The sequence below is a fragment of the Arthrobacter sp. RIT-PI-e genome (assembly GCF_001187915.1).
Taxonomy (GTDB): Bacteria; Actinomycetota; Actinomycetes; order Actinomycetales; family Micrococcaceae; genus Arthrobacter_D.
Genome location: NZ_LGIU01000060.1, coordinates 18835 through 35967 on the forward strand (window position 1 = coordinate 18835; position 17133 = coordinate 35967).

24 protein-coding genes are annotated in these 17133 nt (G+C 62.2%); 18 read left to right on the plus strand and 6 right to left on the minus strand.

Going from position 1 to position 17133, the window contains the following annotated elements; genetic code table 11:
* Positions 1-18: 18 nt before the first annotated feature.
* Entirely contained in the window at positions 19-339 is a 321-nt protein-coding gene (locus AC792_RS08620; protein ID WP_152916107.1) for a hypothetical protein, read from the minus strand.
* A 102-nt stretch (positions 340-441) separates the two neighbouring features.
* A complete protein-coding gene (locus AC792_RS16965) occupies positions 442-777 on the minus strand; it encodes a hypothetical protein (protein WP_152916108.1) in 336 nt (111 codons plus the stop codon).
* A 165-nt stretch (positions 778-942) separates the two neighbouring features.
* Between AC792_RS16965 and AC792_RS08625 the strand changes: the two genes are divergently transcribed.
* The 8 genes from AC792_RS08625 to AC792_RS08660 all read left to right on the plus strand — a co-directional run bounded on the left by AC792_RS08625 (position 943) and on the right by AC792_RS08660 (position 6307).
* Positions 943-1689 (plus strand): LuxR C-terminal-related transcriptional regulator, encoded by a 747-nt coding sequence (locus tag AC792_RS08625; protein WP_049830136.1) that lies wholly within the window; start codon positions 943-945, stop codon positions 1687-1689.
* A 233-nt stretch (positions 1690-1922) separates the two neighbouring features.
* Positions 1923-2267, plus strand: coding sequence for a histone-like nucleoid-structuring protein Lsr2 (locus tag AC792_RS08630; RefSeq protein ID WP_049830137.1), 345 nt, complete (start codon positions 1923-1925; stop codon positions 2265-2267).
* A gap of 149 nt (positions 2268-2416) precedes the next feature.
* On the plus strand, positions 2417-2665 hold the full coding sequence (locus tag AC792_RS16405; RefSeq protein ID WP_152916109.1) for an antitoxin: 249 nt from the start codon (positions 2417-2419) through the stop codon (positions 2663-2665).
* A gap of 277 nt (positions 2666-2942) precedes the next feature.
* A complete protein-coding gene (locus tag AC792_RS08640; protein WP_152916110.1) occupies positions 2943-3374 on the plus strand; it encodes a hypothetical protein in 432 nt (143 codons plus the stop codon).
* Between the two features lie 293 nt (positions 3375-3667).
* Entirely contained in the window at positions 3668-3955 is a 288-nt protein-coding gene (locus tag AC792_RS08645; RefSeq protein ID WP_152916111.1) for a hypothetical protein, read from the plus strand.
* Positions 3952-4530: a hypothetical protein gene (locus AC792_RS08650; protein WP_152916112.1), complete on the plus strand. Its 579-nt coding sequence runs from the start codon at positions 3952-3954 to the stop codon at positions 4528-4530. The genes AC792_RS08645 and AC792_RS08650 overlap by 4 nt, the downstream gene beginning before the upstream one ends.
* 186 nt (positions 4531-4716) lie before the next feature.
* The gene (locus tag AC792_RS08655) at positions 4717-5625 is read left to right on the plus strand and encodes a MerR family transcriptional regulator (RefSeq protein ID WP_049830142.1); all 909 of its coding nucleotides are present in this window, start codon (positions 4717-4719) and stop codon (positions 5623-5625) included.
* Between the two features lie 133 nt (positions 5626-5758).
* The gene (locus AC792_RS08660) at positions 5759-6307 is read left to right on the plus strand and encodes a hypothetical protein (RefSeq protein WP_049830143.1); all 549 of its coding nucleotides are present in this window, start codon (positions 5759-5761) and stop codon (positions 6305-6307) included.
* A 54-nt stretch (positions 6308-6361) separates the two neighbouring features.
* On the opposite strand, the gene AC792_RS08665 is transcribed toward AC792_RS08660, so the two are convergent.
* Both AC792_RS08665 and AC792_RS08670 read right to left on the minus strand, forming a co-directional pair.
* Positions 6362-7114, minus strand: coding sequence for a DUF7793 family protein (locus AC792_RS08665; protein WP_049830144.1), 753 nt, complete (start codon positions 7112-7114; stop codon positions 6362-6364).
* A gap of 224 nt (positions 7115-7338) precedes the next feature.
* The gene (locus tag AC792_RS08670) at positions 7339-7731 is read right to left on the minus strand and encodes a DUF7793 family protein (RefSeq protein ID WP_152916113.1); all 393 of its coding nucleotides are present in this window, start codon (positions 7729-7731) and stop codon (positions 7339-7341) included.
* A 298-nt stretch (positions 7732-8029) separates the two neighbouring features.
* On the opposite strand from AC792_RS08670, the gene AC792_RS08675 reads away from it, so the two are divergent.
* From AC792_RS08675 to AC792_RS08685, 3 genes are all read left to right on the plus strand, one after another.
* Positions 8030-8392, plus strand: coding sequence for a hypothetical protein (locus AC792_RS08675; protein ID WP_049830146.1), 363 nt, complete (start codon positions 8030-8032; stop codon positions 8390-8392).
* Positions 8393-8567: 175 nt separating this feature from the next.
* Complete coding sequence (locus AC792_RS08680) at positions 8568-9404, plus strand: alpha/beta fold hydrolase (RefSeq protein ID WP_049830147.1); 837 nt, start codon at positions 8568-8570, stop codon at positions 9402-9404.
* 251 nt (positions 9405-9655) lie between these two features.
* Complete coding sequence (locus AC792_RS08685) at positions 9656-10264, plus strand: flavodoxin family protein (protein WP_049830148.1); 609 nt, start codon at positions 9656-9658, stop codon at positions 10262-10264.
* Between the two features lie 311 nt (positions 10265-10575).
* Here AC792_RS08685 and AC792_RS08690 read toward each other — a convergent pair whose 3' ends face one another.
* Positions 10576-10869: a DUF4287 domain-containing protein gene (locus tag AC792_RS08690; protein WP_049830149.1), complete on the minus strand. Its 294-nt coding sequence runs from the start codon at positions 10867-10869 to the stop codon at positions 10576-10578.
* A gap of 214 nt (positions 10870-11083) precedes the next feature.
* On the opposite strand from AC792_RS08690, the gene AC792_RS08695 reads away from it, so the two are divergent.
* The 7 genes from AC792_RS08695 to AC792_RS08725 all read left to right on the plus strand — a co-directional run bounded on the left by AC792_RS08695 (position 11084) and on the right by AC792_RS08725 (position 16287).
* Entirely contained in the window at positions 11084-11758 is a 675-nt protein-coding gene (locus tag AC792_RS08695; protein ID WP_049830150.1) for a sigma-70 family RNA polymerase sigma factor, read from the plus strand.
* Positions 11759-12192: 434 nt separating this feature from the next.
* The gene (locus AC792_RS17285; RefSeq protein ID WP_160317625.1) at positions 12193-12525 is read left to right on the plus strand and encodes an ANTAR domain-containing protein; all 333 of its coding nucleotides are present in this window, start codon (positions 12193-12195) and stop codon (positions 12523-12525) included.
* Positions 12526-12858: 333 nt separating this feature from the next.
* Entirely contained in the window at positions 12859-13539 is a 681-nt protein-coding gene (locus AC792_RS08705; RefSeq protein ID WP_049830152.1) for a TasA family protein, read from the plus strand.
* A 239-nt stretch (positions 13540-13778) separates the two neighbouring features.
* Positions 13779-14417, plus strand: coding sequence for a hypothetical protein (locus AC792_RS08710; protein WP_049830156.1), 639 nt, complete (start codon positions 13779-13781; stop codon positions 14415-14417).
* Positions 14418-14492: 75 nt separating this feature from the next.
* The gene (locus tag AC792_RS08715) at positions 14493-15125 is read left to right on the plus strand and encodes a signal peptidase I (RefSeq protein WP_235436548.1); all 633 of its coding nucleotides are present in this window, start codon (positions 14493-14495) and stop codon (positions 15123-15125) included.
* A 306-nt stretch (positions 15126-15431) separates the two neighbouring features.
* Positions 15432-15827 (plus strand): hypothetical protein, encoded by a 396-nt coding sequence (locus AC792_RS08720; RefSeq protein ID WP_049830153.1) that lies wholly within the window; start codon positions 15432-15434, stop codon positions 15825-15827.
* A 28-nt stretch (positions 15828-15855) separates the two neighbouring features.
* On the plus strand, positions 15856-16287 hold the full coding sequence (locus AC792_RS08725) for an Hpt domain-containing protein (protein WP_049830154.1): 432 nt from the start codon (positions 15856-15858) through the stop codon (positions 16285-16287).
* Between the two features lie 47 nt (positions 16288-16334).
* On the opposite strand, the gene AC792_RS17910 is transcribed toward AC792_RS08725, so the two are convergent.
* Complete coding sequence (locus AC792_RS17910) at positions 16335-17003, minus strand: helicase associated domain-containing protein (RefSeq protein WP_152916115.1); 669 nt, start codon at positions 17001-17003, stop codon at positions 16335-16337.
* Positions 17004-17133: the final 130 nt, after the last annotated feature.

The window sequence follows — 17133 nt, forward strand, 5'->3', positions numbered from 1 at the left end:
GTTCAGCCGTTGAAGCGTTTAGCCGTTGAGTCGGTGGACGTCGGTGACCCAGGTGATGCACCCGGTTTTGACTTTGAAGGATGATCCGTACCCGACGACGATGTCGCGGGTGAGTTGTGAGCCTTTCTTCAACCCGGCGCAGGAGTACCCGACCTTGATGGTCGCCCCGGGTGCGGGGTTGTCCGCGGTGCAGGATCCGACGATGTACTGACCGTCCGCTGCCAGGGATGAGCACCCACCGACGCCGGCTTGGGCTGCGGGGGCTGATCCGATGAGCGCGGTCGCCCCGATCGCTGTTGCTGCGGCCACCGCGGCGATTCTTCTTCTCAGACTGTTCATGATGTGTCCTTCCCCTGGGGCGAACGCACGGGTTCACCCTTGACTGTGCTGGTCTAGGTTCGCCGGTGACTGTGCTGGTCCGGGTGTGATCAGTGTGGTGGCTCAGGTGGGGCTGTAGGTCACGTGGCTGGCCCCGCCGACACAGCCGTGGGCGACCTTGAAGGACATCCCACTGTTGAGCGTGACATTCACGTTCCTCGTGGCCCCGATGTGGCAGTCAACGATGAGCTTCAGTTTTGCCCCGGGCCCCGGGTTGGGGGGTGTGCAACTACCGGCTACGTACTTGTTCGGTGCACCCCAGGACTCATCGACCAGCGTCAACGACGTGCAGTGACCGATTCCTGCGGCCTGGGCCGGTGCCGGCGCTACAGCTACTGCCCCGAGTGAGCCCACGCCGATGGTCAACGCCATCAGTGCTGCTTTCGCTTTCCTCAACATCGTTCCTCCTCAGTCACCCGTCAATGGTGTGTTGTTATGACCAGCCTTCTTCACCCCAGGATCAGAAACAACGCCTCACGAGCAGGGTTAGACCTTCGGCTAAACCTTCCCTTGCCCCTCTAGGATCACGGAGGCAGGAACAACGACACAAAGGCAGGCACCGTAATGGATCGGCTCAGCGATCACTGCGAAGAACTCCACGCAGCACTCACCCGGGAAGAGAACTTCGAGAAAACACCGGGCGGGCAATGGCTGGCCGGCACCTACCACGACATCGTTCCGGCGGTCCTGCACAACGTCCTGCACAGCGTCGACACCGGCAAATCCCTGAACCCCAGCATCATCGAAACAATCCGCTCCTCAGCTGCCACCACGACCGCACGCATACCTCTGCACACCGCGCTCCACGGTTCACTACCGGCCATCAAAGTATTCACAGCGTTCCTGCGCACACACCACACCACGATCCCCGCCCAACGGATGGCCCTGCTCCTGGGCCGCGCATCCATCATCACCGTCGAACTCTCCGGCTACTGGATCACCACCTGGACCACCACCAACACCACCAACACCGCTGATGCCGCTAATACCGCCGGCGTGGTTGACCCGGTGACCGATCTGGTCCCCGTGAAAGGGCAACTAGAACAACCCGACCTCGACATGGTGCTCCTGGCCGCACAAGGCCAGTCGAACAACGAAATAGCCAAGAACACCGACTACAGCACCCAAGCCGTCACATGGCATCTAGGACGCACCATGCGCGCCTGGAACGTCACCAACCGTGCCAGCCTGATCAGCTCAGCACTCCTGCGCGGCGTCCTCCGTCCCCGCAACCCCATCACCTCCCACAACACCACACCACCCCCACCACCAGGGTCGGCAGAAACCCTCACTCCCCCTCCCACCAGCTAAAACACGATTCCTCGAAGAGGACTACCCAAAACCCGCCTATCACGCGACCATCAGCGGTATGTGCGTAATACGTGCACGAACAAGTGGTGTCGATAGCTAATCGAGTACTGCGCCCCAGCGAAAACAAGTAGTCATAGAACGTGGAGTTTCTTCTGCCTCACAAACCTTTGCTACAGTCGACAATCAGGGGGAAAGAAATAATCACACCTTAAAACGATGTGGAGTAAAAAGTTATGGCGCAAAAAGTACACGTACACCTCATTGACGACCTCACTGGCGGAGACGCAGACGAGACCGTGCGTTTCGGGCTCGACGGGACGAACTACGAGATCGACCTCACCACGGATAATGCCAACCAGCTGCGCTCCACCCTCTCCGAGTACGTGGACAAAGCTCGCAAAGCCAACAGTGGCGGGCGGAAGAGCCAGGGCGGGCAGAAGAACACCAGCACCGGCTCGGGCCGGTCCAAGGAAGAGACCCAGGCCATTCGTCAGTGGGCCCAGGACAACGGTTACAACCCCAGCACCCGCGGACGGATCACCCAGTCCATCATCGACGCCTACAACCAAGCCCACTAGCAACGACCGCGTCCTGCCTCCCACACCCACGGACCGGCTACTCCTCCACCGCCCCCACCAGGGACGGCGGAAAGGGCATGACAGTCACGGGTAGGCAGGCTCAGACCTGTAATTCGGCACACCTCACTCACAAGAGATCGGAATCACTGATGGGCTTATTCGGCAGAGGAGCCAAAGGCGCGGCCATCGCGGCTGCAGCAATGGGTTACGTGAAGAAGAACCCCGACAAGATCAAGAACGGGCTGACGAAAGCCGGGGACTTCGCGAACAAGAAAACCCACGGCAAATACACCCGACAGATCACCGGGGCGCAAACCAAAGCCACCCAAGCCATCAACAAAGCCACTGGGGGTAACGGGCGCAACGGGATCGACCCCACACCCCCCTCGAACAGATAACCCAGTCCCCAAAGACCGACGCTCACCCAAAGATGCTCTGCTACCGCAGTAGCATCCACCGGTCGTCGCAACACCCGAGAGGTAAAAGAAGTGCGACGACCGGTGAAATCCACACCATACTTTCTGGGCCACGCACCATTGAGGCGACGACCCAGGCGGACCGGCACACGAACGACGCCGCCCTGCCCGCGCAGCATGACTTAATGCACTCCCGGGGGATTATCGGCCCAACCACCCTGTTAGGGGCTACGGGCTCAAGCGCGGTTATGCTCAACCGATGACGCCCACGGAAGCACAAGGGCCTTCGATGCACCTGCTAAGCCACGCAGCATGCGACCATGCACCACACGGTAAGAGCGACGGCTTCGTGCTCGTAGACCACGAGTACCGGGTCGAAGCCCACCTACACGACGGCCTCGACGTCCACGAAGTAAACCTACTGGCCTTCCGCACCGCCCTACGAGCAATTAGCGGGTGGGAGAGCAAACCGGTCATCATCCACATGGGAGCCATAACCGGTGTCAGCCTGACCGTCCGAAACCGATTAAGCAACTACACCCACCCCACTCCGGTCGCGGTCATCGGCTCAACACTCATGGACGAAGTCATCGCCGCTTTCTTCCTCCGCTCCCCCACCCGCACCAAGTACTTCACCTCCCACGAAGACGCCCTGCACTGGCTCACGGACACACACCCCTCACCCTCCTGAGAAGTGCACAAACCATACACCGTCTATCGAACAGGCCCCCGCCCGGAATCGACGTTCCACTTGAGGTAGCCCTGCGCCCGTTCTCATCGTCCCGGGTAAACGCCCCCTCCCAGCCCTGACACGGTCAGTAAGTCTGTGGCTGCTCAGAGAGTACGGGGAGGACCGGCTTGCGGACTCTGCCGCAAAGACAGTGACACCACGCCGGACGTAAACCAAAGGTTGACACAAGAGTGCATGGCGTACAAGGGTGGGGTATGCGTACATGGTCGACATCGTTTCTCACCTGGCTGTTGATGACCCTTGCGATCGGGTTCCTCACCTCGGTCGGGTGGCCTGGATTCGTCATGGGCGCCGTGTTCAGTCTCTCCCTGTGGATGATGCTGTTCTTCGGCTCGTACGCCACTGCTCACAGAGGCTTCGTACCAGCACGGGCCTATCTCACAGCAGCAGCGATCGCTGTGCCCTTGGGCTATATCTTCTTTCGGCTCAGCGGCGAGAACGCCGCAATGTGGGCACCGGCCCTGATCCTCGTCGGCGCCGTCCTCCCTGCTGCGACATCACCAAGAACACCTGCTCGGTGACAGAAGACACCAGTCTCCAGGAAGTTGCCGCTGCCCAGACACGCCTGGAACAGGCACGAACCGACCTCCACGAAGCAGTCATCGAAGCCCGCACGCAACACACATGGGCCGAGATAGGCGCAGTACTGGGCATGACCCGGCAGGCAGCGTTCAAACGCTTCGGCTCCCCACGCGACCCACGAACAGGGGACACAATGCACCCGGCACAGACCACCACCGACCTGCTCGACACCACCGAGAAGGTTTTCCGGCTCATCGATGCCGGCGACTACGACGCCCTGGCACCCATGATGACCAAAGACACCGCCGCGGTCCTGACCCGAGAACTCGTCCTGGGCACTTGGGCTCAAGCTGTCGCCGACACCGGGAACCTCGTCGACTGCCGTGATACCAGGCTCGAGCTACCCGATGGCACACCCATCGATATCAGCGAAGCAGTGCACGGAACCCTGATCGGACACACCACCATCAACTGCGAAGCAGGACACTGGGTCGGACGCGTCGCCTACAACACCGATCGAAACATCACCGGAGTCCTCATCGTCCCACCGAACCACGGCCAACTCCCCTTCTAGCCGCCTTCATCGAACACCCTTGATCATTCTCAGACGCGTCCGGTGGAGGATCCATTAGCGCCCGCGCTGGAGAGTTCCTGCTGAAGGGTCCATGAGTGGTGTGCTGCGTGAGGATCGGGTTGCTGCTGCCGTAGCGTCATGTGATCTGCTCGAAGTACGTTCCGACCCGCTCCGAGAGGCCCCGCCATGTACTCGTTCCCGGCCCCGCCCCGTCAGGTCCTGATTGGTGACGCCGCGGCGTTCGTCGGTACCACTACCCGGACGATCCGCCACTACCACCAGATCGGCTTGCTTCCCGAGCGGGAACGGGGCAGCGACGGCCGCCGCCGGTACGGCTACGAAGAGATCATCCGGCTGCTCTGGATCCGACGCATGGCCGAGGCTGGGATCGCCCTCGACGACATCCGCGACGCGTTCGACGGCACCGCACCAGATAGCGCCCTCAGTACCGGCGGCGGGGACGAGATCGCAGGCGTCCTAACACGGCTGGAGGACACCCTCGCCGCGCAGGACGCCGAACTACAACGCAAGCGGGCCTTGGTGCAGCGCATGCGGGCCCTCGGCAACCGCCTGGGACTACTCGACGATCTCGTATCCGGCCGCCTCGAGGGCACACCCGAAGGCTCACTACGCCAAGACGACCTGGATACCCTGCTGGTCACCGAGCGGATCTTCGGTCCACTCGGTGCGGCCGTGCAAGCCGGCCGCTTCCTCGCCCTCGCCTCCGATCCCGGGCTGCGCTCCGAGTCAGACCGCGTCGACGCCGCCGAGGAGGCGCTCGACGACACCGTCGCCGTCGATGACCCACAGGTCGCGCAAGTGGCGGCCGAGCGGCACGCCTTCGAGACCGCCCTAATGAGCGTCATCGAGGAATCCGGTCAGTTGCAGGAAGACGACGCCATCTTCACTGCCTGGGACGAGCTGCACACGCCCGAGGACACCACCGCGGCTTCAGGCACGAACCCGGCAAAGGGCTCCAGCACCAGGAACGCAGCGCACGTCATCCGCAGCATGCCCTACGACCTCTCCCCAGCCCATCTGCGTTGCATGAAGCTCGCGGTGCAACTCGGCGCATCGGCGGCACCGACGCCCTGAGCGCGACCCAGAGCCTCGACGCTCACGTGCCTCAGTCGGCCAGCGTTCGGTTAACCATCCCCTTATAGATGGTGGGTCTATCCCTGGGGTGAACCGGTTGGTGGAAAGACTCGTCATCGGCAGACTTGTACTCATGGGGGCGAAGCGCGGTCAGCAGCTGGGATCAGTAGTTGCAGGTCTGGGAATCGGTATTGGTCTAACGGTAGCGGGGTGGAGTGCCATTGGGCCTGACCACCTCGTCTTCGCCGTCGTCGTGCAATGGGCGTTCCTGTTCATGGCCTTCCTGATAGGCCCCACCCTGGTCGACGCCGGCCGCTCCCGCTACCGGGTGAGAGCTTTCGAGCCAAAGATCTACACACTGCTAGGGGCCCAGATCCTCCGCCGCGTCCTCGACGCCTCGGGCTGGAATCGGATCATCCGGCAAATGCGTCAATCAGAGAGTGGAACATCGGGGCTCTCCCGCTTCCTTCGAGGAACCGAGCAGTCAGAAACCGCACACCTCATCGGCGTTGCCGCCACCGTACTACTGGTCATCACTACTGTGGCTACAGCTCACTACCAAGGAGCTGTCCAAATATTACTCGTAGGACTGATGCTGCATGGGTACCCAGTGATGATCCAACGCATCGTGCGCTTCAAAATCACCAACCATCACGCCAACCCAAGCAAAAACGTACCCTGATGGATTGGCTTATGGACAGGAAAAGCGCCCGTGGGTATGAAAGCGCCCGTGTTGTCATGGCTCCGGTATGAGGTCTAGCCAGCGTCTTGCTTCCTTGATGGTGTTGAAGCGGAGGGTTGGGTAGGGCGGGTATGCCCGCTGTTTGTAGGACGTGATGAGTCTCTTTTCGCGGAGATCTGCGCTGACAACGGCCAGGGCTTTGATGTTCAACCCGTCCGCGAGGATCCTCATCGCCTTATCCGTGGCTGACATGACCTCCCGCAGTTCCAGGAGCATGGGAGGGCACGAGGTGGGGTTCATGAACTCGGCCCGTAAAACGATGTTCTCCGCCACCGCTGCATCGATATGGAAGGGCTGCGTCCATCTCACCCATAGCACGCCGTCGAGCATCTTCGAGGTGAAAGCTTTCTGCACACCATAGCTTTCCCCGAAAATACTCGGATGCTCACCAGTGTCATCGAGCACCCAGTCGAGGGCTTCCTCTGTGGTGGTGAAGTACCGGGTGGGGGTCACTGATCGGTGGGTGAAGGCAGTCAGGACCCGTCCGACATCATCGGCACCAATGATCGCAGTCCGCGAGGAACATATGTTCCTGATCAGTAGCTGTCTGGCTTCCGGGGTGATGTGCTCGGCTACGCCGATGCTCATTACCAGGGGCCGTGACCGTTCAGGGGAAAGCGCCGTGATGGCTTCGGCCGCAGAGACCACGTCACGGGCGTCAATGGTGATCTTTGGACACCAGGTCAGGCGTACGTAGTTCCCGGCATCCTCGAGCTGATAACGGGTTCGTGTTCCCTGCTGCACCATGAGTCCCCCTGACTTCACCGCATATAACCTACCCGCGCAGCAGACCCCAACACCACGGCAGCCCCCACCGTGGTGACACTCCCCCCAGGTAAGAGAGCATCCTGCGATAAGACCCAGCAGCTAAGCGAACTAGCCGGTGCAACAGACTTCGTCCACGAACACCATGAACGATCCTCTGACACGATGATGCAGTAGGCCCGGGCGAATGACTTACCCCTGATGCCTCACACCAGTTGACCAGCGTGAGGGTTGGTGGTGAGCCAGGAGCGGGCTTCATCGACATGGTCGAAGTGCCGTGCGGGGTAGGGAGGATGGTGAACCTCGGTGAAGTATTGGGACATGAACCGGTCTACGGCCGAGGGACCTGTTAATGCCACGGCTGCGATATTCAGCTCATGGGAAAACGTCTTCAGCGCGCCTCTGCTCACAGACACCATGTCGTTGAGGATCACCAGCATCGGTGCACGCAGGTCAGGGCAGAGAGTATGCGTATGCTCCGCGAGGCGCAGCGCTTCATACTCCGTAACTCTCATGCAGGGAGCCCATGTGACCCAGATCAAATGCCCGCGCATCTCAGCGGTAAAGGGATCCTCCGCGAACATCGTTTCATCACTCACGCAGCGCCCCCGGTGGTGTTAGTGCTTACTTACTTACTTACTTACTTACTTGATGGGCAGACTACGTGCTGATCCGATCACCAGGTAGAGCACCTCGGGTGTAGTTTCTCGATGGGATGACCGGACTGGGTCTTTGATGGGTATCCGGCCACGGTTCTTGAATCACCCTGGGACGGTTCATCCCACCCGCCTGCAATGCGGTACTGGATGATTCTTTACAAGCACTGCACAACTCAAGAAAAAGCCCACACACGCGAACCTTCGAACAATCAACAGACGGGACTTCATACTGAAGAGCATGAACAAGCCCATCAGCCCGGCCATGCACGGAGCCATCGATTACGGTTTCCTGGCCACGATGCTCACAGCACCCTCGCTCCTACGCCTTGGCCGTAGGGCTCGTATCGTATTTGCCCTGTTCGGCATCACCCAGGGAGCACTCAACGCGCTAACCGATCAGCCGTTGTCCATCAAGCGTCTCGTGAGTTTCCGCCTCCACGGCGCGATCGAGAAAAGCAGCGGACCTGTGTACCTGCTCGTTCCCGTCCTAGCAGGAATTCCCCGGGCGCCACGCGAACGGGCCTTTTGGCTCATCATGGGCGCGATCCTCGTCACCGTCTACAACCTCACCGACTGGAACGCCACCAACACCAACCGTTGAACGCTCCTGCCGGACGACCGCGACGATGACCTTCAACAACATCGCTCACCCTGAGGTACCCGTGCAGGCGCTGCGTGTTGTGTCATCGGACCCATCAGAAAGACAGCGTGCTGACGAAGTGGTTAGAGTCGGCACAGCACGTGTCCGATAGTCATCTCACGCACGGAGGTTTTCCATGACTGAAGTTACTGCCCACCACGGCCTGTTCAAGGACACGAACCTGCACGTCGATGACACCGGTGGTACCGGCCGACCTGTCGTCCTGATCCACGGATGGCCGCTGTCCGGTGAAGCGTTCAGCGCGCAGGTCCCGGCTTTACAGACAGCCGGATACCGGCCAATCACCTATGACCGGCGCGGGTTCGGGCACAGCGACAAACCCTCCAAGGGCTATACCTACGACACTCTCACCGAGGACCTGCACGCTCTCCTGGAGGCCCTGGACCTGACCGATGTGACGCTGGTCGGGTTTTCCATGGGTGGGGGCGAAGTCGCTCGTTACTTCACGAAGTACGGTACCGAGCGCATCCGGAGCATCGTCTTCGCTTCCGCTGTCCCGCCCTACATGATGCAAGGCGACGATAACCCGGACGGCCCTCTCACCAAGGACGCCGCAGCGCAGATGACCGAGGATCTGACCAAGGACGAGGATTCCTTCTACGACGGGTTCACCCGCGATTTCTTCTCCGTCAATGGCGAGCTAAAGGTCACCGAGCAGCAGCGCCAACAAGCTCTCGCCCTGTGTAAGCAGGCGGATAAGAAAGCAGCACTGGCGTGCATGGAAGCCTTCGGTACCACCGACTTCCGTGATGACCTCACCAACATCACGGTCCCGACATTGATCCTTCATGGTGATGGGGACGATGTTGTTCCCTTCGAAGGATCAGGGGCACGTACCCACGCGGCCCTGATCGGTAGCGACCTGCACATCATCACCGGGGCACCTCACGGTTGCAACGTCAGCCACCCCGATGATTTCAACCAGGCACTATTGACCTTCCTTAGCAAATAACCCCCCCCTTCTCCAGCCAGGACCTGACATACCGGCAGCGATCGCCCTCCCAGCAGTGAAGTCGCTGCCGGCATGTCGCGCACCCCGACCCGGCGATCCTTTGCCGAAGACCGGCTGAGGAGGGCATGGTTTGCGTGATATCTCCTCCCGAGGGAAGAGCTAGGTGGAGGCCCGGACGCTGGACCTGTAAAACGACAAGCGACCAGCAAGACCACGAGTTATCAACAATTCAAGAAGGAATACTGCATCTCATGTCCGATCTGACTGCTCTTGCCCTGATCTGCACTCTCACCCCCTCCCCCACCCCGTCCAGCAGTGAACTCATGGCCCACCACATCCTCGACGAACTCAAGGGCCACGGCGTCAGCACTTCCTCGCTCCGGGTGGTGGACTACGACGTCAAACGCGGCGTACAAACCGACATGGGCGAGGGTGATCAATGGCCGGACATCCGCCAGCAGATCCTCGCCGCTGACATCCTGGTCCTCTCCACCCCGATCTGGATGGGCCACCCCTGCAGCGTCGCCCAGCAGGTCATGGAACGCCTGGATGCAGAACTGTCCGAAACCGACGAAGCAGGCCGGCCCATCATGTACGGGAAAGTCGCCGCCGTCGCCGTCGTCGGCAACGAGGACGGCGCCCACAAAACCATCGCCGACCTCATGCAAGGACTCAACGACGTCGGCTTCACCCTCCCCGCCCAAGGTGGGACCTACTGGGTCGGTGAAGCCATGCAGACCGTCGACTTCAAAGACCTCGATACGGTGCCCGACCCCGTCGCCTCCACCAACGCCGGCCTCGCCCGCAACGCCGCCCACCTCGCCACCTACCTGAAAACCACCAACTACCCCACCCAATAACCAACCACCAGGACAGAGCCACCCTGGAGCCCCGCCCGGATCACCCCAGCCAGCACAAACCGCTACCCCAGGCGACAGCCAGAACCACCGCTCTTTCACACCAACTGATTGGGATCACAAACTGAATAACAACCCAGGTGAACCCCTCCTGGTCCTACCGGCATCCCGCTGGAGACCACTGGAGGAGATACTGCACATACTGGGACGACTACCAAGTGGAGACAATCCTCCCCGGGTCGGGGCAAGGACTCACCTCGATGACCATCGAGCTCTAATCGCGTCGAGCTCCGATTGCGTCGAACTCCGCCCGCTCAGTACCCCGGTGGTTTGGTGGCGATACCGTCCAACCACAGATGATCCTTCGCGTCGCTATGCGTACTTCCCGTGCCGACATGTTTACCGTCGATGCTGCCACCCCGGGTGATGACATGAACCATGGCCATGCCATGACCCCGCCCAAGCCCGTACTCCTCAGAAAGCCAGGACAGGATAGGACCCGCCTTCGTCCCGGGACCCAGACCTCGCTGCTGCGCGATGTCGATCAACTGGCGCGGAGTGAACCCCGTCTTCTTCTCAACCGCATCAAGGTAGGCCTGGAACGACATCACTGTCCCCTCTCGTCCGGCCAGTATCCCGCATCCGCGAAACACCCGCCAAAGAATCCTTTACTCCTCCGCACAGAAGGCAGGTATCTGTAATGCGGGATACAAACAGGTTCCGTGATTTCTGTGTAGAGCACTAGATTAGGCATCAAAGAGTCACTCCTCCCCCAGGAGGAATGTGTCGTGGTCTTGGTCTCAGCCAGAAAGACACCCAGTCATGCCCTTCCCCATCACCGCTCTCGTCATCCCGGGTCCCTCACCCTACGAGCACCCCACCACTGCCACCACGACGACGGCGACGACGGCTACCACGACGACGACCGAGGGTGCACCCGACACCCCGGATCTTGTGGCTTTGCTCCTGGCCGTAGGGCACAAGGACGAGAATGCGTTCCGGGCACTATATTCAGCGTGTTCACCACGGGTGTTCGGCATGGCCCGCCGTATCGCCCGGAATCCTGAGATCAGTGCCGAGATCACCCAGGAAGTGTTCCTCCAAGTCTGGGAACAAGGCGCCCGCTACACACCCTCCCTCGGTCAGCCCCTCACCTGGCTGCTGGTCCTCACCCACCGCAGAGCAATCGACCGGATCAGAAGCGAAGTAGCCCGTGATACTCGCGGGCAGAAATGGGCAAACGAGCACATCAGCCACCCCTTCGACGAAGTAGCTGACACCGTCCTAGGACGCGATGACGCCCACCGCGTCCACGCAAGCCTCGCACTGCTCTCCCCCGTACAACGCGAAGCGATCTGCCTGGCATACTTCTCCCACCTCACCTACGCCGAAGTCGCTGACCACCTCGGCGTCCCGCTCTCGACCGTCAAAACCCGGATCCGCGACGGACTAGGAAAACTCCGGACCATGCTCAACGAACAAGACACCCACCCCTAACTGTGTCGGTGTCGGTGTCGGTGTCGGTGTCGGTGTCTACGCTGTTATCGATGCGATGCGCATGGCCCGTGGTACTGGGCTGTGTTTTTCCGATTCTCAGAGGTTGGTATCTTCCTATGAATCTTTCCCCTTCAGCGAAGGGTGTACCCGATCCTGCTGCCTGCGATGCCTCCTCCACCCTGGGCTGCCCTACCGGTACCTTCGAGTACAGTTTCGCTACCCAATGCTTTACCTGGTCGGACCAGATGTACTCTCTCCACGGGTATGAGCGCGGGGACATTGTCCCTACCCTCGAACTCGGGATAGCTCATATAGATCCAGCCGATCGTGAGCGGGTGTGTGAGCTCTGGGACCAGCTCCTCCTCGAGAAGGGCCCCCTCGCGAATTACCACACCATCATCGATACCCGCAGCCGTAGACACCAGGTCCTCAGCGTGGCCGACACAGTCACTGACGACGCACATGTGATCGGTATTCGCGGGTTCATGACAGACCTCACTGCTTCCATTCATGAGGACTCCCATCGACGTGCAAACGAGGCCGTGGCCCGATCAGCGCAGCACCGGGCCGTAATTGAGCAAGCCAAAGGAATCCTCATGGCCGTGCAGATGCTCACCCCGGACCACGCCTTCCACGCCTTGAGCCGCCACAGTCAACGCACGAACCGTAAGCTCACCGACATCGCACAAAACCTCGTCGCAGCAACGAATCACCCCACCACCCTCGCCGACATGGCCCGCACCATCTGCGCGGAGAACCTCATCTGAACCTCGGCGTGAAACACCACGCACGATCCCTGAACCCACTTCCGCGCAACACCCCTGCGCGCTCCTTCGCTATACCGGTGCTCCGCGGATTTGATCGGTCGACGCAACAGAATCCAGGATCCTCATCCGTCCACCCGACACGGTAACCGGATACGACCCGGGTGTTCTTCGGTGTTCCTGCGCTTTCTTCGGTTTTTCTTCGAGGTTCCGGCACCGGTGCGTTGATGTGCGGGTCGGAGGATTGAGCTCAGAAGGGCAAGGAACCCCACCTCAAGGGGGTTCGGTATCTTCCCCTAGGTCTCCTGACACTTCTTCCACGAAACGGGTCTCATCATGGCACGCACCGCACACACCGCACCCTCCTCGACGTCCTCCCGCAAGGCGTCGAAGCTGAGCCTGAAGTCCACCTCGGGCAAGGTCCTGGCCTCCGTCGCCCTGCTCGGTGTCGCCGCGTCCGTGGCAGGACTGGGCACCTATGGTTCCTTCACCTCCACGACCTCCGCCAGCGAGAACGTCACCGCCGGTACCGTCAACGTGGCTCTCGGGGCCACCGGCACCGCAGCCAACCGCCTCAGCATCGCCTCCACCGGCGTCGTCCCCGGTGACAGCATCCAGCGCGTGGCCACCCTCTCCAACACCGGTAACCAGGACTTCGGTGGCGTCACCCTCGCCACCACCAACGCCGCCGGCTCCCCGAGCAACAAGCTCACCACCGACGCCGTCAACGGCCTCCAGATCGCCGTCGACGCCTGCTCCGTCCCCTGGACCGAGGCCGGCACCGCCCCCGCCTACACCTACACCTGCGCCGGAACCATCACCAGCGTCCTGTCGAACCGCCAGATCATCATCCCCGACACCCCCCTGACCGGTCTGAGCTCCGTGACCGCAGGCAAGACGGACAACCTGCGCGTCACCGCGACCCTGCCCGTCGCGGCCGACAACACCTTCCAGGGTCTGAACAGCAACGTGAACTTCGCCTTCACCGCCACCCAGCGCGCCGCCACCAACCGATGACACCACACCCGTCGGTCACCCGTCGGTGACCGACGGGGCCGGTGCGCGGTGCCGGGCACCCGGCTCAGGTCTTGCTCAGCTTTGTCCCCACAGGGCGTACCGCATCCTGCTGCCCCACTAGGCTGACGAGGATCGCGCCGGTACCGGGGACACCGTGGCCCCGTCCGGCAGGCGCGTGCCGTGGTGGATCGGCGCGCTGATCAGGACGGGGCGAGGGTGGCGGCGACCAGGTGGACGGCATGACCCTGCTGCCGGGGCGCAGTGGTGAGCCCACCACACTGCTGTCCAAGATCCTCCTGTCCGTCGTCGTCGTCGGCACCGCATCGGCCGTCTCGGGACTCGGCACCTACGGGTCGTTCACCTCCGGGACCTCGGTCGACGACGTCCTCGCCTCGGGCTCCGTCGTCGTGCGGCTCGGCGCGGACGGGACCTCCGCCAACCGCATCCCGGTGGCCTTCGACGGCGTCGTCCCCGGCGACACCGTGCAGCGCGCCGCCACCCTCAGCAACACCGGGGACCAGGACCTCGGAGGGATCCCCCTGACCCCCAGCCCCTCCGCCCCCTCGGCCCTGACCGCTGACGCGCCCCGCGGTCTCAGGTCCACCGGGGGGGCCCGCAGCGAGGCCGGGGCGGAGCCGGGCCCCGCCCCCGCCTACTCCTACACGTGCCCCGGGACCACCAGCGTGGTCCTCCGGGACCGGCCCGTCATCGGCGAGGACATCCCGCTACCGGGTCTGTCCTCCACCACCCCCTCCGGCACGGACCATCTCCGCCTCGTGGTCGGGCTCCCCGCCGGCGCCGGCAACGCCTTCCAGGACCTGACCAGCACCGTGAACTTCACCTTCCCCGCAACCCAACGCCCGGCAACCGACCGCTGACCCCCGGAGGACGACATGCACGCATCACACACCGGGGCCCGGCCCCGCCCGCTATCCCGGATCCTCTCGAGGACGATGAGCCTGATCGGTACCGTGGTCGTGGTAGCGGCGGTCCTCGTGTTCCTGTTCCTCGCGGTCGGGCCCCGCTTCCTGGGCTACCAGACGGCGACGATGCTCACCGGCAGCATGGCCCCGGGCATCGTGCCGGGCGACGTCGTGGTCACCACCAGGCAACCCGTCTCGGAGATCGCGGTCGGTGACGTCATCAGCTACCACATCCCCGTCGAGGACAACCGGGTGGAGACCCACCGCATCATCGAGGTCATCGCGAACGAGGACGGCACCACCGCCATCCGCACCAAAGGGGACGCGAACGAGGCCGTCGACCCGTGGACCGCGACGCTGGAGGGTGACTACTACTACAGGGAGGCCTTCTCCATCCCGGCCGTCGGGAACGTCATCCGCGCCCTGCGCGAACCCGCCGTCCGCAGTGTGCTCGTCTACGGTGCGCCGGCGGTCCTCGTCGCCGGGGCCCTCGCCACCATCTGGGCACGACCCACCCGCAAGGACGACCCCGCACCGGACACTGGTACTGCCGACACCGGTACTGCCGACACGGGCACCAGGATTAGGACCGGCACGAGGACGGGTACCGAGACCGGCACTGGGGCAGGTGCCGGAGCTACTACGGAAACCACCAACCTCTGAGGACCATTGTTCGGGTACATCCATCCCCTAAAGGGCACCTCACCTCGTGAGAGATCGCCTCGTGAAAGTTTCTTGAGGTAATCTGCGGTGTTCGCCCCAGCGTTGACGTCGGGTTCCTCGAGCACACTTGGACGTATGCTCGGCCCCCACACCCCCACCCCACACGGCACAGGTGACGATAAGTACACCCGCGCTGATGGTGACACAGGTGCTCCCGGGCACGATGGTCGTGGTGGTGCTCATGAAGTTGCTCACGGTGCTACTTATAGGAGCAAGCTGCGGGCAGTACCCGTACGCTGGTTATCTGTGCTCCTGCTGGTGGCCGGTACCTTCCTGGCCGGAACGGCCCTCGCCCAGGCCTCGTTCACCGGCGGGGCAAATGCCCCGGTCAGCGTGGGTACCTACGACATCCCTGCGTCCACGAGTCTCACCGGCACCTACAGCTGCGACAACCGGCGCACCATGACCGTGAACATCACCGGTTTCGGCCGCGTCGACAGAGCCACCGGCTACACCCTCACCCTCGCCGAACCCGGTACGAACCCCGCAGCGACCACCCAGCAGCTCACCGCAACCCAGACCACCACCACCATCACCCGGGCCACCACCCGGACCGGGAACTTCACCCTGAACCTCACCGCCCGGGTCGGTACCTGGACCAGTGACACCCCACTCACCCGCACCCTCACCCGCCCCGCCTAAAAACCCAGACCACAAAGCTACGGACCTCATGGACCTCATGGACCTCATGGACCTCATGGACAGGACACTGCCGGTCATTGACACCCACGTCATCGACATCCTCGCCCAGGAACTACACTCCTACCCCGACGCCCTGGACTTCATCGACAGATTCGTGGCCCTGCTCCCCGAACGCATCAACGCCATCCACAACGCTCTCACCCGCTCCGACCTGGAACAGGCCACCATCACCCTGCTCAGCCTGCACACCAGCGCCGCCATGGTCGGAGCCACCCAACTACACCACACCACCACCAACGCCCTGGCCACCATCACCAACGGGCACACCACCCACACCCACACCCAGAACCTCACCCGGCAACTCACCCGTAACGCCGCCAACTACACCACCGCCTACACCACCCTGCGAGACACAACCCAGAAAACGCAGCTTAGAAGTAAGCACAGAGCCAGTCCCTGACATCAAGGGGGCCAGAATCTCTGCAATCACCGGGACATGCAAAAAGGTCAGGTGTTCCACCCTGCAAGGACCACATCCAGGCTGTGGTGGCGTGCGGGATCGACGGTGTTCTTCCGTAACCAGGTGCGCTGGCGACCCAACCAGATCACCAGTACCTTCTCCGACCTGTCCTGACCGTTCCCGTCGTGAGGACGATAAGTCGGGAACCGGCCATTGACTACCCGGAACTCCTCGACCTCGTGCAGGCGCTTCTCCCACAACACGGTGAGATTCCCGCGAACCACACCACCCCAGTCTCCTACCCGATCCAGGGCAGCAACCTTTTCCGGGGGGAGGCGCCCGTCCTGATGGGCCCGGCGTTGGGCATGCACCCACTTGTACACCCGGCACTCATCCACCCCGCCGAGTTGGGACGGTGCCCTCCCCTGCTCGGCCATGTGAGCGGCGTACGCGGCATAGTGGCCCCACCACGTCTGTTCCCGCCCAGATTGTCGTGAGCGTGCAAGCCCTGGGGCCGGCTGGTCATGAGCCACCCAGCACCGACCCCACCACCCCGGGTCTCGGAGGATGCGCTGCTCGACCGCACGACGCACACGAGGCCGACCCACCCGGCACCACCGGGCAATCACCCCTATGGGGACACCGCGCGAGAACATCAAACACCACTCCTCAGCACCACCACGAACACCGACACGGGTACTAGCAGAAGCACTCATGGCGTGGGGTTAACCTCTGTTGGTGGACACCTGAAGTAGCGGGATTTTGGGATTCTGCGGGAAGGTGTTCCTGTGAGCACGACACGACGTAAATTCACTCCGGAGTATCGGCGGGAGGCTGCGCGCCTTG

What these genes read in the sequence shown, in the direction of transcription:
- AC792_RS08685 (WP_049830148.1), top strand. Translation starts at nt 9,656, where the DNA reads ATGTCCGATCTGACTGCTCTTGCCCTGATCTGCACTCTCACCCCCTCC.
- AC792_RS08645 (WP_152916111.1), top strand. Translation starts at nt 3,668, where the DNA reads ATGACCCTTGCGATCGGGTTCCTCACCTCGGTCGGGTGGCCTGGATTC.
- AC792_RS08690 (WP_049830149.1), bottom strand. Translation starts at nt 10,869, where the DNA reads ATGTCGTTCCAGGCCTACCTTGATGCGGTTGAGAAGAAGACGGGGTTC.
- AC792_RS17910 (WP_152916115.1), bottom strand. Translation starts at nt 17,003, where the DNA reads ATGAGTGCTTCTGCTAGTACCCGTGTCGGTGTTCGTGGTGGTGCTGAG.
- AC792_RS08710 (WP_049830156.1), top strand. Translation starts at nt 13,779, where the DNA reads ATGACCCTGCTGCCGGGGCGCAGTGGTGAGCCCACCACACTGCTGTCC.
- AC792_RS08625 (WP_049830136.1), top strand. Translation starts at nt 943, where the DNA reads ATGGATCGGCTCAGCGATCACTGCGAAGAACTCCACGCAGCACTCACC.
- AC792_RS08620 (WP_152916107.1), bottom strand. Translation starts at nt 339, where the DNA reads ATGAACAGTCTGAGAAGAAGAATCGCCGCGGTGGCCGCAGCAACAGCG.
- AC792_RS08715 (WP_235436548.1), top strand. Translation starts at nt 14,493, where the DNA reads ATGAGCCTGATCGGTACCGTGGTCGTGGTAGCGGCGGTCCTCGTGTTC.
- AC792_RS08695 (WP_049830150.1), top strand. Translation starts at nt 11,084, where the DNA reads ATGCCCTTCCCCATCACCGCTCTCGTCATCCCGGGTCCCTCACCCTAC.
- AC792_RS16405 (WP_152916109.1), top strand. Translation starts at nt 2,417, where the DNA reads ATGGGCTTATTCGGCAGAGGAGCCAAAGGCGCGGCCATCGCGGCTGCA.
- AC792_RS08665 (WP_049830144.1), bottom strand. Translation starts at nt 7,114, where the DNA reads ATGGTGCAGCAGGGAACACGAACCCGTTATCAGCTCGAGGATGCCGGG.
- AC792_RS08630 (WP_049830137.1), top strand. Translation starts at nt 1,923, where the DNA reads ATGGCGCAAAAAGTACACGTACACCTCATTGACGACCTCACTGGCGGA.
- AC792_RS08640 (WP_152916110.1), top strand. Translation starts at nt 2,943, where the DNA reads ATGACGCCCACGGAAGCACAAGGGCCTTCGATGCACCTGCTAAGCCAC.
- AC792_RS16965 (WP_152916108.1), bottom strand. Translation starts at nt 777, where the DNA reads ATGTTGAGGAAAGCGAAAGCAGCACTGATGGCGTTGACCATCGGCGTG.
- AC792_RS08655 (WP_049830142.1), top strand. Translation starts at nt 4,717, where the DNA reads ATGTACTCGTTCCCGGCCCCGCCCCGTCAGGTCCTGATTGGTGACGCC.
- AC792_RS08680 (WP_049830147.1), top strand. Translation starts at nt 8,568, where the DNA reads ATGACTGAAGTTACTGCCCACCACGGCCTGTTCAAGGACACGAACCTG.
- AC792_RS08660 (WP_049830143.1), top strand. Translation starts at nt 5,759, where the DNA reads ATGGGGGCGAAGCGCGGTCAGCAGCTGGGATCAGTAGTTGCAGGTCTG.
- AC792_RS08725 (WP_049830154.1), top strand. Translation starts at nt 15,856, where the DNA reads ATGGACCTCATGGACCTCATGGACCTCATGGACAGGACACTGCCGGTC.
- AC792_RS08675 (WP_049830146.1), top strand. Translation starts at nt 8,030, where the DNA reads ATGAACAAGCCCATCAGCCCGGCCATGCACGGAGCCATCGATTACGGT.
- AC792_RS08705 (WP_049830152.1), top strand. Translation starts at nt 12,859, where the DNA reads ATGGCACGCACCGCACACACCGCACCCTCCTCGACGTCCTCCCGCAAG.